Raw genomic sequence first — 15,256 nt, 5'->3', positions numbered from 1 at the left:
TCGAATGGCAGTCACGCGCAGATGGGATTGGATGACAGGCAAGGATCCAGGAATTTTCTCTCGCGCCCTTGGCGCCCCAACGGCTTTTTCCTCTGGTCCGCCGCCAAAAGCATGGCTCAGGCCATGACTGCCTGGAGTATGTCGTCGACATACGCCGCGAGCTATTCGCGTCTGCGTCTGGGAGAGCGAGCGAGGAATCGAGTGCTGCAAACTTCCGAGCGGACGCGACTCTCAGCTCGCTCCGTGCAGCAGCTCGTCAGACAGAGCCCGCCCCGTGTCGCCGCCGCTTTCCGGCCAGGCGCCTTCGCGGTAGGCTCCCGGAGAGGGTGCTCTCCGCGCGGGGTGGGGGATGGGCCGATGTCTGAGCCCGATAGTCTTTGTCCTCCGGCTCTGCCGGAGGACAAAGACTATCGGGCGAGTTCGGCGGGGCCCCCACCCCGCGCGGAGAGCACCCTCTCCGGGGGCCGGGCGGCCCGGCATTGCCCCCCATCGCGGCCAGGGACGCCCCTGGCCGGCGCGCCACTACCCCGCGAGCGCCTTGGAGAAGAGCAGCTCCCCCGCATCGCGCTCCGCGATCTCCGCGAAGCGCGGCAGCTCCGCGAGCCGGCGCGCCGTCGTGGCGGAGGTCTCCGGATCGCGCTCGAACGCGATCGCGCGGCTGAGCCCCTGCTTGGAGACCGCCCTGAGCAGCGCCGGCGAGTGCGTCGTCGCCACGATCTGGCAGACCGACGGCCGCGCTGCCCCCTCCAGGAGCTGCGCGAGCAAGCCCGCGCGCTCGGGGTGCAGGCCGGCGTCGGGGTCCTCCACGAGGAGGAGCGAGCCCTCCGGCGCGGTGAGCACGCCGGCGATCTTGCCGAGCGCGCGCAGCGCGCCGTCCGGCAGGCTCGGCGCCGGGACGCGGGCGCCGCCCTGCTCGACGAGCACCATCATCACGTCGCCGAGGCCCGTCTCCGCAAACTCGATATCGCTGATCTCGGGCGCGAAGATCGACCGCACCCAGCCGAGCACGTCGGCCTTGTGATCGGCCTCCTGGCAGAGCCAGCGGAGCACCGCGGAGAGGTTCTGCCCGCCGGCGCCGAGGTTCTCGATCTCGTGCGGCACGTAGCCCCTCATCCGCGAAGGATCGATGTCGAGCGACAGCGTGCTCCGCATCGCGACCTGGAGCGCGTTGCAGAGCGCGATGACGTCCGCGAGGCTCACGTCATCCGCGCGCCCGCGGTGGTGCTCGATCTGGCCGAGCAGGCTGCGCCGCGCGGGGTTGCGATCCATCGAGGCGATCCGCATCGAGCGGCTCTTCTTGTTGGACGCCGCCTTCATCGCGTGGCCCGCGGCGAACCCCTCGAGCCCCTTCAGCGCCGATGTCGGCGTGTCGAAGAGCAGCCCGCCCGCCGACCGCGCCTCGAGCGACTCATGCTCCACGAGCACGTCGGGCTCGACCTGACACGTGATCTTGTGTGTGAGCTCCTCCTTCCCGATCACCCATCGACTCTCGAGGGTGAACGATTTGGAGCCCCTGTGCGTGGCCCCCTGCGTGCCGCCGCGCAGGCCCGGCCAGACCTCGCGCCTGCCGTCGACTCTGCCGCGGAAGATGTCGCACAAGGGGAGGTCCAGCCCGACACCCTGCAGGAAGCGCAGGGCGTCGAGGAAATTGCTCTTGCCGGAGCCGTTCGCCCCGAGCAGCAGCGTGAAGGGGGAGAGCTCCACCGTTTGATCGGCGAAGCTCTTGAAGTTCTTGAGTCGAATGGATGTCAGCATGCCTGGCCGCTCGCCTCGTCCATGTAGCCAGGCAGTCGGCCGGATGTAAAGCGCCGGCCGACGGATCAGCGAAAGTCGATGAGCTCGATGTCGAACACGAGCGTGCCGGCGGGGGCCCCGGGGCGCGTCGGCTTCTCGCCGTACGCGAGCTCCGCCGGGATCCAGAAGCGCGTCTTCTCGCCTTTCACCATCAGCTGTACGCCCTCGGTCCACCCCTTGATCACGCCGCCGACCGGGAAGGTCGCCGGCTCGTCGCGCACGATGGAGCTATCGAACATCTTCCCGTCGGTCGTCCATCCCGTGTAGTGCACGGTGACGCGGCTCGTCGGCTTCGGGTGCTCCGTGCCCGTGCCCTTCTGGAGGACCTGGTAGGCGAGCCCCGAGGCGGTCTTCTTGGCGCTCTTGGGCGCCGCCTTCACGTCCTTCGGCGCGGGCGGGGGCTTCGGCGCGGGCGCGAAGTCGAGCAGCTCGACGTCGAACACGAGCATTCCAGCGGGGGCGCCCGGGCGCGTGGGCCGGTCGCCGTAGGCGAGGCTCCCGGGGATCCAGAGGCGGCGCTTCTCGCCCTTGCTCATGAGCTGGAGCGCCTCCGTCCAGCCCTTGATCACGCCGCTCACGCCGAAGCTCGCCGGCTCGCCCCGGAGGGTCGAGCTGTCGAACATCTTCCCGTCCGTGGTCCACCCCGTGTAGTGAACGGTCACCTTGTCGTCGGGGCCGGGGTGCGCCTGGTCCTTGCCCGGCGTCAGCACCTTGAACGCGAGGCCCGACGCCGTCTTCTGCGCGTCCGCGGGCGGCGCGGCGACGTCGGGCGGCGCAGGCAAGCCGGCGGGCTCGGCAGGCGGCGCCTGCGCCGCGGTGGGCTCGTCGGTGGGCGCGGCCGGCGCGGAGGGAGCGGCCGAGGCGGGCGCCGGGGAATCGGCGACCGGCTGCGGGCTTGGCTTGTCGCAAGCCCCGAGAGGGAGCGTGAGGACGGCGAGGAGGATGGCGCAGCGCTTCATGCGACGCTTCATAGCTCGTCCGCCGGCAAGAGCCGGTATTTTTGGCGAGGTGCGCGCTGCACCACGCGCTTCCGTCGGTCGCGGATCCAACAGGCGCCGTGCGCCGTTCGAGGATCTCGACCGGACTGCGCGGACGATCTAGCGTGCGCGCGCCATGGCGAGATCGATTTACTTCTTCGGCGCGGGGCAGGCGGACGGGGACGCACAGCAGAAGGATCTGCTCGGCGGCAAGGGGGCAGGCCTGGCGGAGATGACTCGACTCGGCATTCCGGTGCCGCCGGGCTTCACGGTCACCACCGAGGTCTGCAACGCGTATTACGCCGCGGGCAAGGTGCTCCCCGCCGGCGTCGAAGACGAGATCGAGGCGGCGATCGGCCGGCTGGAGTCGCTGCTGGACGCGAGGCTCGGGAGCCCCGAGGCGCCGCTGCTCGTGTCGGTCCGCTCGGGCGCGCGCGCGTCGATGCCGGGAATGATGGATACCCTCCTGAACCTCGGGATCAACGACGAGATCGCGGCCGGGCTCGCGCGGCGCACGGGCAGCGAGCGATTCGCGCTGGACGCCTATCGGCGGTTCCTCCTGACATATTCCGATATCGTGCTCGGGGTGCCTCGCGACCGCTTCGAGGAGGCGCTCGGCCGCGCGCGCAGGGACGCCGCGGCGCGGCTCGGCGTCGACGCGACGCGGCTGAACTCCGCAGAGCTCGAGCGCAAGGTGCCCGACTCGCTGCTCGATCCGGAGTCGCTCGCGGCCCTGATCCAGCGGCAGAAGGAGATCGTCGTCGGGGCCACGGGGCGCCCGTTCCCCGACGATCCGCGCGCGCAGCTCGGGGGCGCGATCCGCGCCGTATTCGATAGCTGGAACAACCACCGTGCCCAGGTGTACCGGAAGATGCACGATATCCCGGAGGCGTGGGGGACGGCCTGCAACGTCCAGGCGATGGTGTTCGGCAACCTGGGTGACGACTCCGGCACCGGCGTGGCGTTCACGCGCGACCCGTCGACGGGAGAGCGGCGCTTCTACGGCGAGTGGCTCCCCAACGCCCAGGGCGAGGACGTCGTGGCGGGCGTGCGCACGCCGCACCCGCTGTCGAGGTCCGGTCCGGGCGGCGGGGCCACGCCGGGCGGCGGGGCCACGTCGGGCGGCGGGGCCACGTCGGGCGGCGGGGCCACGTCGGACGACGCCGACGACGCGAGCTCGCTCGAGGCGCGCATGCCCGAGGCCCACGCGCAGCTCGTCGCGGTGCAGGCCAGGCTCGAGCAGCACTTCCGCGACATGCAGGACCTGGAGTTCACGATCCAGCGGGGCGAGCTCTTCCTGCTCCAGTGTCGCACCGGCAAGCGCACGGGCCGGGCGGCCGTGCGCATCGCGGTCGAGATGGCCAGGGAGGGCCTGATCAGCCAGCGCGAGGCGATCTTGCGGGTGGATCCGGGCTCGATCGATCAGCTGCTCCACCCGAGCATCGACGAGGGCGCGCCGAAGCGGCTGCTCGCGCGGGGCCTGCCGGCGAGCCCCGGGGCGGCGACGGGGCAGGTCGTGTTCAGCGCCGACGAGGCGGAGCGGCGCGCTGGCCAGGGCAAGGCGGTGATCCTCGTGCGCTCCGAGACGTCGCCGGAGGACATCCACGGCATGAAGGCGGCGCGCGGCGTCCTGACGGCCCGCGGCGGCATGACGAGCCACGCGGCCGTGGTGGCGCGCGGGATGGGCAAGAGCTGCGTCGCCGGCTGCTCGGCCATCAGCGTGAGCCAGGGCCAGATGGCGGTGACGATCTACGACGATCACGGGCACGCGACCGGCTCGATCACGGTGAAGGCGGGCGACCTGATCACGCTCGACGGCGGCACCGGCAGGGTCTACCTCGGCGCGGTGCCGACCGTCCCGGCGGCGCTGAGCGGCGAGTTCGAGGAGCTCATCGGCTGGGCCGACGCGGTCCGGCGCCTGCGCGTGCGGTCGAACGCCGACACGCCCCACGACGCCAGGACGGCGCGCAACTTCGGCGCGGAGGGCATCGGGCTCTGCCGCACCGAGCACATGTTCTTCGACGAGGAGCGCATCGACGCGATGCGCGAGATGATCCTCGCCGACGGCGAGGCCGGGCGGCGGCGCGCGCTCGCGAAGCTGCTCCCCTTCCAGCGCGGCGATTTCCTGGGTGTCTTCCGGGAGATGGCCGGCCTGCCCGTCACCATCCGGCTGCTCGATCCGCCGCTGCACGAGTTCCTGCCGCAGGACGAGGCGCAGCTCGAGCAGCTCTCGAAGGCGATGGGGATCAGCGCGAAGGAGCTCCGGCGCAAGAGCCAGGAGCTCGCCGAGTACAACCCCATGCTCGGCCACCGCGGCTGCCGGCTCGCGATCACGTCGCCGGAGATCTACGAGATGCAGGCGCGCGCCATCCTCGAGGCGGCGTGCGAGGTCGCGGCGGCGGGCATCGAGGTCGAGCCCGAGATCATGATCCCGCTCAGCATGACCCGGCGCGAGCTCGCCATCACGCGCGCGCTCGTCGAGGGCGTCGCGGAGCAGGTGTTCGCCGAGAAGGGGCGGAGGGTCGATGTCCGGTTCGGGACGATGATCGAGCTGCCGCGCGCCGCGATCATGGCCGGCGAGCTGGCCGAGGAGGCGGAGTTCTTCAGCTTCGGCACGAACGACCTCACGCAGACGACGCTGGGCATCTCGCGCGACGACGCGGGCCGGTTCCTCGGCGCGTACGTCGAGGCCGGCATCTTCGCGAAGGATCCGTTCCAGTCGCTGGACGTGCCCGGCGTCGGGGCGCTGGTCGAGCTCGCGCGGGATCGCGGGCGCGCGGCGCGGCCGGGGCTGAAGCTCGGTATCTGCGGCGAGCACGGCGGCGACCCGAGCTCGATCGCGTTCTTCGAGCGGGCCGGGCTCGATTACGTCTCGTGCTCTCCTTTCCGCGTCCCGGTCGCCCGGCTCGCCGCCGCGCAGGCGGCGCTCACGGCCGAGTCCGCGAGGGGTCCGCGCGCGACGGACTGAGCGGCTCGGGGCGGGACGTCAGCAGGACGTCGGCAGGACGTCGGCGGACGTCTCCAGAGGACGTGGTGACATCCGTTCTCACGAGCGTGCATTGACACACTCACGAGCGTGCTTTGGAGTCTCTCCGGGTCTGCTAAGACAGGAACCTCGCTGTTGAACGCGGGTGTCTGGCGGGGCGCTCCTCCTGGCCCACGCCGCTCCACCGCGCGCTGGCGACTGGAGGTTTCATGCGTCATCTCGGCGTCTCCTCTGCGCTCCTCGCTGTTCTGGGGGCCGCGGCCTCGGGTGCGTTCGTCGCGGTCGGCTGTAATGTCTCGGGCCCGCGCCCGGATCTCGGCGCCGGCGGCTCCTCGTCCGGCGGCGCCGGAGGACAGGGCGGCGCGGGCGGCGCGGCGGGCGACGGGGCCGCTTCTCCGGGGGACGCTCCGGGCGGCGTCATCCCTCCCGGCGGGGACGCGGGGGTCGTCGACGGGGCGGTGAACCCGTGCGGCACCCAGTGCGGCCCCGAGGAGCTCTGCGACGTGAACCACCTCGGCCTCGACGATGACTGCGACGGTCAGGTCGACGAGACGTGCTCCTGCGTCGCGGGGCAGGCGCGCGCGTGCTTCATGGGCGATCCCTCGTACCGCGCGGTGGAGGGGTGTTTTCCGGGCACCGAGCTGTGCAACGAGGTCGGCGTGTGGGGGCCGTGCCTCGGCGGCCGGCACGCGACCGAGAGCTGCTTCAGCGAGAGCCCCGCGGGCTGCCACCCGCTGCAGGTGCCCCCGTTTGCCGACGTGGACCTGAAGGAAGGGACAGGCACGTTCAGCGCGGACGCCGAGCCTGGCTCCGAGACCTGGACCGTCGTTTGCCCCGCCGGCATCGATCCGTGCCCGTCGGTGTCCGGAGCGAGCCCGGCGGACGACTACAAGCCGCTCCAGTCGGGGGAGTACAAGGTGGTTTACACGAAGCGCCTCGCGGACGGCGCGACCGACTCGTGCGAGTACGCGCTCTACGTCGGCGCGCCGGGCCTGCGGGTCGAGCTCGAGTGGGAGCACGACCTCGGCGGCAACGGCGTGGATCTCGATCTGCACCTGCACCAGCCGGACGACACGCAGCCGTGGCGCGTCAGCGGCTCGCCGAGCGACTGCGGTTATAACAACTGCACCGTGGACACGCTGGCGGAGGATCCGGAGCTCCTCTGGTTCAGCGACACCGCGGCGCCGCCGGAGCCGGTGAGCTGGTACGCGGACCCGGTGGAGGCCAAGAACACCTGCTACTACGCCCCTCGCGGCGCCGGGCAGGCGTGGCGCGACCTCGGCCGGGGGTGCCATAACCCGCGGCTCGACATCGACAACATCACCTGCGACCCCGGCGTCACGGACCCGAACCGGGACGACTTCTGTGCGCCCGAGAACATCAACGTCGACTTCCCGCCGCTCGGGAAGTGGACGCGGATCGGCGTCCATTACTACTCGGGGCACGGGCATGACTATGCGGTCCACCCGCGGATCAAGATCTTCTGCCATGGCGCCCTCGGGGCGGATCTCGGCCCGGCGGGGTTCCACGACCCGGAGGCGCCCGTCACGTTCGCGTCGAGCGACGGGAGCACGCGGTACTGGCTCGTCGCCGACGTCGCGTTCGTCGACGGGGGCGAGTGCGGCGAGGACACCTGCGTGGTGAGGCCGCTCTACGAGGACGAGGCGACGAGGACCCCGCTGCTGACGACGCGGTCGTCGGTGGAGGCGAGCTTCGGTCCGGCGTACCTGCCGCCGCCCTGATCGCCGGTCTTCCCCGTGGGCCGCGGGCGCTCCGGGGGTCGCGGGCGCCCTCCCGGAGGGCGCCCGCGGCCGGGCGCGCCGGCGCTTTACAGGGGCGGCGGGGCGGTGCACGCTACCGGCATGGGCATCTTCGACCGCATGGGGAAGGTCATCTCGAGCAACGTCAACGCGCTCCTCGACAAGGCGGAAGATCCGAAAAAGTCGCTGGATCTCATCGTCGAGGAGATGAAGGACCAGGTCCGCGCGGCGCGGAAGGAGCTGGTCGACGCGGTAGCGGCCGAGAAGGTGCTGCGCAAGAAGGTCGACGAGCTCGACGCTGAGGCGGAGAAGTGGGAGAAGCGCGCCGAGCTCGCGCTCAAGGCGAACGACGAGAAGCTCGCGCGCGAGGCGCTCGTCCAGAAGAAGCGGGTCGTGGGCGAGCGCGACAGGGCCGAGGCGATGCGCGCCGAGCAGCGCTCCGCGGTGATCTCGATGAAGAGCGAGCTCGAGCGCATGGAGGCCAAGCAGGAGGAGTTCCAGGCGCGCAAGGGCACGCTCGCGGCGCAGATCCAGCAGCAGCGCGGGGGCGGCGGCGCCGAGGGGCTCGGGTCGAGGGGCGGCCAGAGCGCCTTCTCCGAGTTCCGGCGCATGGAGGAGCAGGTCGAGGGGCAGGTGGCGCAGGTCGCGGCGTCACGCGAGGTGGAGGAGGCGATCTCCGGCGGCGGGCTGTCGGCGGCCGAGCTCGAGGCGAAGTTCGCGCAGCTCGAGCACGGCCGGGGCGGCAGCGCCGGCGGCGCGGACAGGCCCGGCGGGTCGGCGGTCGATGATGAGCTCGCCGCGCTGAAGAAGAAGATCCGGATCGGGTCCTGAGGGCGGGCGCGGGCGGGCGCGGGCAGCGCGCCCCTCGTCGGCGGCACGCGGCTGTTCCGGCGCTCTTCCTCACGCGGGCGCCAATCCTTCGACCATCGAGGCATCAGCGTTACCGGCCGGCGCAGGCCACCTGCTCGCGCGGTCACGCGCGGCTGCGGCGGGCGCAGCCGCGACCGTAGGGGTCGATTCTTTCATCGTGCATGTAGCTCATGTTACGCTTCAATGCGTCACAGAGAGCCGAGGTGCGAATGAAATGGACATCGATTGTCTTGCTTGGATGCTTGCTGGTGGCCTGCGGGGACGATGATCCCGGCTCCGGCAGCGGCGGCGCGGGCGGCAATGCCGAGGGGGGCGGCGGCGCGGGCGGCAATGCCGAGGGAGGCGGCGGCGCGGGCACGGGCGCCGGCGGCGAAGGGGGGGACAATGCCGAGGGAGGCGGCGGCGCGGGCGGCAATGCCGAGGGGGGCGGCGGCGCGAGCGGCAATGCCGAGGGGGGCGGCGGCGCGGGCGGCAATGCCGAGGGGGGCGGCGGCGCGGGCGGCAATGCCGAGGGGGGCGGCGGCGCGGGCGGCAATGCCGAGGGAGGCGACCTCGAGGTGTCGGATCTCGCGATCGCCTACGACGAGAGCTTCACGGCGGAGTGCGCCACGTTCGTGGACGGAGCCTGGGGGGTGGGGGAGACCGGATTCCTCAACGGTGAGGTCACGAACGACGATTGCGCCCTGGTGCCCGTGATCGTCGAGGGGACGCCTTACTGGATCTCGTCGGGCGAGTTCGAGGGCGACATCGATCTCGACAGCGTGGAGCATAGCTTCTCGACCGCCGTGGCGGAGATCGCGGAGGGAAGCTATCTGTTCGTCCTCCGCAACTTCGTCTACGAGGAGCTCTTCTCCGGCACCCTCGACGTGGCCTACGTGACGGACGATACCGTCACCCTCTCGATCCAGTAGCGCCCGCCGCCGACGCTCAGCGCCTGTGCGCAGCTGCCTGGCGGCGGATGCGCACAGGCGCTGCCCGGCCCGAGGAGCCGCTGTCGGTCGCCCGGCACGGGCTGGCCCCATGCTGGAGCCCCGGCGGTCCTCGCTCTCGCGGCCATTCTGGACCGATCGTTCTGGAACGATCAGTCCAGAATGGCGCGCCCGGCAGGGGCGCGGAGCTGGAGGTGAACGTCCTCGGATCCGGCAACTCGGCAAGAGGTCACGTGCGACCAGGGGCGAGCTTGGATGACGAGGAGCCAGCTACCTTGGCTGGGCGGCCGGAGAGCTCGATGGCTCGGTGCCGAGCGTTCAGCGCGGAGCCTTGACGGGCTCGCGGGACTCGACGTGGAGCTTGCGGGTGAGAGCGGAGCTGCTCTTCTGGGCGCGAGCGGTGGCGGAGATGCGGTAGGTCTTTCCGGCCTGCATCTCGGAGGAGAAGGAGACGGCGGGACCGGCGCAGAAGCCGCCGTCGAAGAAGGGAGTCCAGATGCCGAGGGAGTCCTTGCTGGTCTTGTGGACCCAGCTCGAGCCTACCTTCTCGAACAGGTCCGCTGCGACATAGGTGCTCTCGCATTTCGCGACGTGGTCGGGGTCTGCGAGGGCGGGGAGGCTGTCGCCCCATTCGACGGTGGTGCTGCCCGGGAAGACGGAGCCGCTGGGGTTCTGAGCGTAGAGCGAGGAGTAGTTGGAGACGTCGAGGACGACGCCCTTGTAGCAGCTGGTGGTGTTGTAGGACTGAGGCGAGGTGTAGTTGATGCCGCCGACGAACGTGGCCGTGGCAGCGGCGTTGGCGCACTCGGCGCCGAGGGCCTGCTCAGCCTGGTCCACGTCCTCTTCCACCACGTCGTCGAGGAGCGAGTCGTCGTCGCCTGCGTCGACGGCGCAGCCCGCGAAGGCGAGGGCAGCGACGCTGAAGCAAACGAAAGCGAGCCCGTTGACGATGCGATAGGTATTCATGAGGATCTCCTGATTCTTGCCGCTGGGCGCAGCGTGGCTGCCTGACCGAAGTGCTCGGATCGGGCCTGCTCGCTGCGCGCCGCGAATGCGTTGCTTTTTCGTCCGGCGGCTTCGGTTGCGCGCCGGACGCCAGCCTATTGAGCAACCGATGTGCCAGCGAGTCGGCGCGGAGCGTTCGCGGGAGAGGGCCCTGTCCGGCGAGGCGAGCGAGGGGCGCGCTCGCGTGGTGGCGATGTGGCTAAGTATTTATAAAAACACATGTTTTTGGCCGAGCCGGCGGCGCGTCGCGCCTCCCCCACGGGCCGCACGCAGGCACCGGCCCGCCCCGGACCGCGGGCCGCCGCGGCGCATCCTCTGGAGGCGCCGCCCTCTACGTGGAGGCGGCAGCCGCCATGACCCCGGAGGCCGTCTCCCCCCGGCGCGCTCCCGCCTCGACGTGCGCCGAGCTCGCCCTCCCGATCCCGAGGACGTCCTGCGCTCCGCCCTCGTGTGTGTCCACGCCGACCTCGACGTGACCGGTTGCGCTCGCGTCCTGCCCGGCTCGCACGCTCACCGCGTCACCCGAGCGGGCTGCTTCGCCGGCATATCGCGCTCTCGCGCGCGACAGGTGCGCTCTCGCGTTCGAATGTCGAGAAATCGCCGTCTCAAAAAGGAACGTACACTTCTCCCGCAGGGCCTGTCGCGACTTCAAGGCAGCTGCGGCAAAGCTGCGCCACAAAAAGGAATGCACGCTTCTGCCGCAGGGCCTGTTGCGACTTCGAGGCGGCTGCGGCAAAGCTGCGCCGTGCGCCCTGTCTCGCTCGAGCCGATCCGCTGGAATACCCCGCAATGTGATGATTACGAGGACCCCGACGCTGTCTGCCGGTACGAGCGTGACGTGCGTGTCTATCGGGCGCACGCCGAGCCGTTCGGCGTCACGCCGCTCAGCGGTCGAGTCGACGGCGACTACGAGGTGGCGAGCAAGAGCGGCGGCCGGTACGTCGTCGACCTCGTGGACGGCAGCGCGCGCCACGACACCTGCACCTGCCCTGATTTCCTGGGCAATCAGCTCGGCACATGCAAGCACCTCGAGGCGGTGCGCCGGGCGGTCGCGGAGCACCCGGCATGGTGCCGCGCGTTCGCCCGGCTCGACGCGCCGGCGCGGCCGACCCTCACCGTCCAGGCGCAGGGCGGCCTGCGCCTGCTCGCGGTCGGGGTGTGGCCCGAGGCGCTCCGCGAGCAGCGCGCGCGGCTCGTGCAAGCGGGCGGCCTGCTGAAGGCCCTGTCGGCGAGGGGCGCCGGGGAGCAGGCGCTCGGGCCGCGGGTGGTCCACGCGGCATTGCGGGCGGCGCAGCGGCTCGCAGAGGCGATCTGGCGCAATCGCCGCCGGCGCGCGCTCGAAGCGCGGGCGGGCCGCGGGCAGGAGGCTCTGGATGACCTCGGGCTGCCGCTCTTCCCCTACCAGCGCGAGGGCGCGCTGCACCTCTTCCGCGACGGGCGGGCGATGCTCGCCGACGACATGGGCCTCGGCAAGACGGTCCAGGCCATCGCGGCGTGCGAGCTGCTCCGCCGCCGCGGCGAGGCGCGGCGGCTGCTCATCGTCACGGCGGCGTCGCTCAAGCACCAGTGGGCGCAGGAGATCGCGCGGTGGACCGGCGAGCGCGCCGCGGTGCTCGGCGGGTCTCCGGCGAAGCGCACGGGGGCGCTCGCCCTGGGCGCGGCGTACACGGTGCTGAGCTACGAGATCACCTGGCGCGAGCTCTCGCGGCTCCAGGCGCTCGAGCCGGACGTGCTGGTGCTCGACGAGGCGCAGCGCGCGAAGAACTTCCGCACGAAGACGGCGGCGACCCTCCGCGCGCTCCCGTCGCGGTTCCTGTTCATCCTCACGGGGACGCCCGTCGAGAACCGCCTCGACGACCTGTACGCGCTGCTCCAGCTCGTCGATCCCGCGCTCCTCGGGCCGCTCTGGCGGTTCAACCTCGACTTCCAGCGCCAGGACGAGCGGGGCCGCGTCTACGGTTACAAGAACCTCGGCGAGCTGCGGCGCCGCATCGCGCCCGCGGTGCTCCGGCGCGAGCGGGCCGCGGTGCTGCTCGACCTGCCGCCGCTCCTCGAGCAGACGCGGTACACGCCGCTCTCCCGGGAGCAGCGCGAGCTCGACGCGGACTACCGCGCGCAGGCGGCACGGCTGCTCGCGATCTCGGAGCGCCGCGCGCTGCGCAAGGAGGAGCAGGATCGGCTGATGATGCTGCTCCTCAAGGCGCGCCAGGCGTGCAACGCGCTCGAGCTGTGCGATCCGAAGCGCGGCAAGAGGGCCTCGTCGAAGCTGGACGAGCTCGAGGCGGTCATCGCGGAGATCACGGCGCAGCCCCGGAACAAGGCCATCGTGTTCTCCGAGTGGGTGGGGATGCTGGCGCTGGCGGCGGAGCGGCTCGACCGGATCGGCGTCGGGTACGTGGTGCTGCACGGCGACGTGCCCACGGAGCGGCGCCCGGCGCTGCTCGACCGGTTCCGCGAGGAAGCGGCGGTGCAGGTGCTCCTGAGCACGGACGCGGGCGGCGTGGGGCTGAACCTCCAGGCGGCGAGCTATGTCGTGCACCTCGACCTGCCGTGGAACCCGGCGCGCCTCGATCAGCGCACGGGGCGCGCGCACCGCATGGGTCAGGCGCGCGGCGTCAGCGTGACGTACCTCTGCGCCGAGGAGGGCATCGAGCGAGGCATCGAGGGCATCCTGACCGAGAAGCGCAAGGTGCTGATGGCGTCGCTCCGCGCCGATTGCGAGGTGGAAGAGCTCGCCGCGCCGAGCTTCACCGTGGCGCTGCGGGAGATGCGGCAGGTCCTCGCGGCGGCGGGGGGGAGCGCGGGCGAGGGAGGCGAGGGAGGGGATGCGGCGGCGGAGCAGGAGGCCGCCCTGCCCGCGGAGGGCGGAGGCGCCGTTGGGGCCGGCGGGCCAGCGCTGCTTTCCGGGTGGCTGGCGAGCGAGGCTGCCCCGGCGAACGACGCGGTGACGGAGGCCACCCCGGCGGGCGAGGCCGTGGCGGAGGCGGCCGTGGTGGAAGCCGCTCCTGTGAACGACGCCGTGATGGAGGCCGTCACGGTGGAGGCCGCCCCGGCGGCGCTGCTCGCCCGCGCGACGGAGGCCGAGACCGTGGACGGCGCGCCGGTGGAGTCCGCCCCGGCGCACGACGAGGCGGCGCCGGGGGAGGCCGAGGCGGCGCGGACCTCGGCGGGCGAGGCGGCGCGGACCTCGGCGGGCGAGGCGGCGCCGGGGACGGCCGGCGAGATGGCCGCGGAGCCGAGAGGCAACGGCGGTGGGGGCGCGCGCCCGCGGACGGAGGGCCCGCGGGCGACGGCAGCGCGGAGGGCGGCCGAGGAGAGGCTGCGGCTCGCGCGGGTGGTGCTGGAGGCCGGCTTCGCCGCGGACGCCGCGCGTGCCGCGTATGAAGCGCTCGCCGGGACCATCGCGGGCATGCTGGAGGGGCCGACGCCCGAGTCGCACGCTGCCCTCGTGACGGTCGTGTACCGCGACCTCGTGCCGGCCGGCGGGCTGCCCGTCGAGGCGCACGCCGTGCTCGCGCGGCTGCACGACCTTGGCTCGCTGGCGCGCGCGGGCGTGCCGCTCGACGCCGCGCTCGCGAGGTCGGCGGTCGACGAGGCAGCGCGCTGGATCGGCCAGCTCGGGGGCGCGGCGCCCGGCTGACCCTAGGACCCCGAACAGGTTGAGACCCCGAGATAATGAACCACAGAGGCACAGAGGCACAGAGGCACAGAGGCACAGAGTTCTTTTATTGTTCCTCTGTGTCCTCTGTGTCCTCTGTGTCCTCTGTGCCTCTGTGGTTCAAATCTCTTCATTCCCGGGCGTTTCGAGCTGATCGGTGCTCCAGGTGCCAGCCGCGGGGCAGGCCTGGCCGCGGCCTGCTCCCGAATGATCCGGTAGGTGCACGCTGCTCGCGGGGCTCGATGGCCCCGCGCCGAGCGTTCAGCGCGGGGCCTTGACGGGCTCGCGGGACTCGACGTGGAGCTTGCGGGTGAGAGCGGAGCTGCTCTTCTGTGCGCGTGCGGTGGCGGAGATGCGATAGGTCTTGCCGGCCTGCATCTCGGAGGAGAAGGAGACGCCGGGACCTGCGCAGAAGCCGCCGTCGAAGAAGGGAGTCCAGCTGCCGAGGGAGTCCTTGCTGGTCCTGTAGACCCAGCTTGAGCCTACCTTCTCGAACAGGTCCGCTGCGACGTAGGTGCTCTCGCACTTGGCGACGTGGTCAGGGTCGGCGAAGGCGGGGAGGCTGTCGGCCCATTCGACGGTGGTGCTGCCCGGGAAGACGGAGCCGCTGGGGTTCTGTGCGTAGAGCGAGGAGTAGCTGGAGACGTCGAGGACGACGCCCTTGTAGCAGCTTGTGGTGTTGTAGGACTGAGGTGAGCTGTAGTTGATGCCGCCGACGAACGTGGCCGTGGCAGCGGCGTTGGCGCACTCGGCGCCCAGAGCCTGCTCAGCCTGGTCCACGTCCTCTTCCACCACGTCGTCGAGGAGCGAGTCGTCGTCGCCGGCGTCGACGGCGCAGCCCGCGAAGGCGAGGGCAGCGACGCTGAAGCAAACGAAACCGAGCCCGTTGACGATGCGATAGGTATTCATGAGGATCTCCTGATTCTTGCCGCTGGGCGCAGCGTGGCTGCCTGACCGAAGTGCTCGGATCGGGCCTGCTGGCTGCGCGCCGCGAATGCGTTGCTTTTTCGTCCGGCGGCTTCGGTTGCGCGCCGGACGCCAGCCTATTGAGCAACCGATGTGCCAGCGAGTCGGTGAGTGAGGAGTCGAAGAGAAGGAGCCCATCCGGCGAGGCGCTCGAGGCGCGCTCCCAGGCGCTGGTTCCGCGCCATCTCGTTGAAACCATTATGATTTGTGGCTGCTCCGGCGCGCGTGGCGCGCCCGCACACATCGCATCGAGGCGCCGGCCGGCGCCGGACCACGGGACGTCGCGGCGCGTCCCCCTGGTGGCGCCGCCC

Annotated in this window: 10 protein-coding genes; 5 read left to right on the top strand and 5 right to left on the bottom strand. The window is 71.6% G+C overall.

Annotated elements, in window-relative coordinates; genetic code table 11:
• Positions 1-522: 522 nt before the first annotated feature.
• Both WME89_RS45320 and WME89_RS45315 read right to left on the bottom strand, forming a co-directional pair.
• Positions 523-1,755 (bottom strand): AAA family ATPase, encoded by a 1,233-nt coding sequence (locus WME89_RS45320; RefSeq protein ID WP_438005769.1) that lies wholly within the window; start codon positions 1,753-1,755, stop codon positions 523-525.
• A gap of 65 nt (positions 1,756-1,820) precedes the next feature.
• A complete protein-coding gene (locus WME89_RS45315) occupies positions 1,821-2,753 on the bottom strand; it encodes an FKBP-type peptidyl-prolyl cis-trans isomerase (RefSeq protein WP_438005768.1) in 933 nt (310 codons plus the stop codon).
• 154 nt (positions 2,754-2,907) lie between these two features.
• Here WME89_RS45315 and ppdK point away from each other — a divergent pair, with 154 nt between their 5' ends.
• The 4 genes from ppdK to WME89_RS45295 all read left to right on the top strand — a co-directional run bounded on the left by ppdK (position 2,908) and on the right by WME89_RS45295 (position 9,298).
• Complete coding sequence (gene ppdK / locus WME89_RS45310) at positions 2,908-5,739, top strand: pyruvate, phosphate dikinase (protein WP_438005767.1); 2,832 nt, start codon at positions 2,908-2,910, stop codon at positions 5,737-5,739.
• 227 nt (positions 5,740-5,966) lie between these two features.
• Complete coding sequence (locus WME89_RS45305) at positions 5,967-7,499, top strand: hypothetical protein (protein ID WP_438005766.1); 1,533 nt, start codon at positions 5,967-5,969, stop codon at positions 7,497-7,499.
• A gap of 120 nt (positions 7,500-7,619) precedes the next feature.
• Positions 7,620-8,348, top strand: coding sequence for a PspA/IM30 family protein (locus WME89_RS45300; protein WP_438005765.1), 729 nt, complete (start codon positions 7,620-7,622; stop codon positions 8,346-8,348).
• 287 nt (positions 8,349-8,635) lie between these two features.
• Entirely contained in the window at positions 8,636-9,298 is a 663-nt protein-coding gene (locus WME89_RS45295; RefSeq protein ID WP_438005764.1) for a hypothetical protein, read from the top strand.
• Between the two features lie 336 nt (positions 9,299-9,634).
• On the opposite strand, the gene WME89_RS45290 is transcribed toward WME89_RS45295, so the two are convergent.
• Positions 9,635-10,282, bottom strand: a complete 648-nt coding sequence (locus WME89_RS45290) for a hypothetical protein (RefSeq protein ID WP_438005763.1) — start codon at positions 10,280-10,282, stop codon at positions 9,635-9,637.
• Between the two features lie 370 nt (positions 10,283-10,652).
• Positions 10,653-10,781: a hypothetical protein gene (locus WME89_RS45285; RefSeq protein ID WP_438005762.1), complete on the bottom strand. Its 129-nt coding sequence runs from the start codon at positions 10,779-10,781 to the stop codon at positions 10,653-10,655.
• A gap of 378 nt (positions 10,782-11,159) precedes the next feature.
• Here WME89_RS45285 and WME89_RS45280 point away from each other — a divergent pair, with 378 nt between their 5' ends.
• Complete coding sequence (locus tag WME89_RS45280) at positions 11,160-13,961, top strand: DEAD/DEAH box helicase (protein WP_438005761.1); 2,802 nt, start codon at positions 11,160-11,162, stop codon at positions 13,959-13,961.
• Positions 13,962-14,240: 279 nt separating this feature from the next.
• Here the strand turns inward: WME89_RS45280 and WME89_RS45275 are convergent, their stop codons facing one another.
• Positions 14,241-14,888, bottom strand: a complete 648-nt coding sequence (locus WME89_RS45275) for a hypothetical protein (RefSeq protein ID WP_438005760.1) — start codon at positions 14,886-14,888, stop codon at positions 14,241-14,243.
• Between the last annotated feature and the right edge of the window lie 368 nt (positions 14,889-15,256).

It is taken from the genome of Sorangium sp. So ce321 (genome assembly GCF_051530195.1).
Lineage (GTDB): Bacteria > Myxococcota_A > Polyangia > Polyangiales > Polyangiaceae > Sorangium.
The sequence above is the reverse complement of the archived record's forward strand: the minus strand, read 5'-3'. Positions and strand labels throughout refer to the sequence as shown.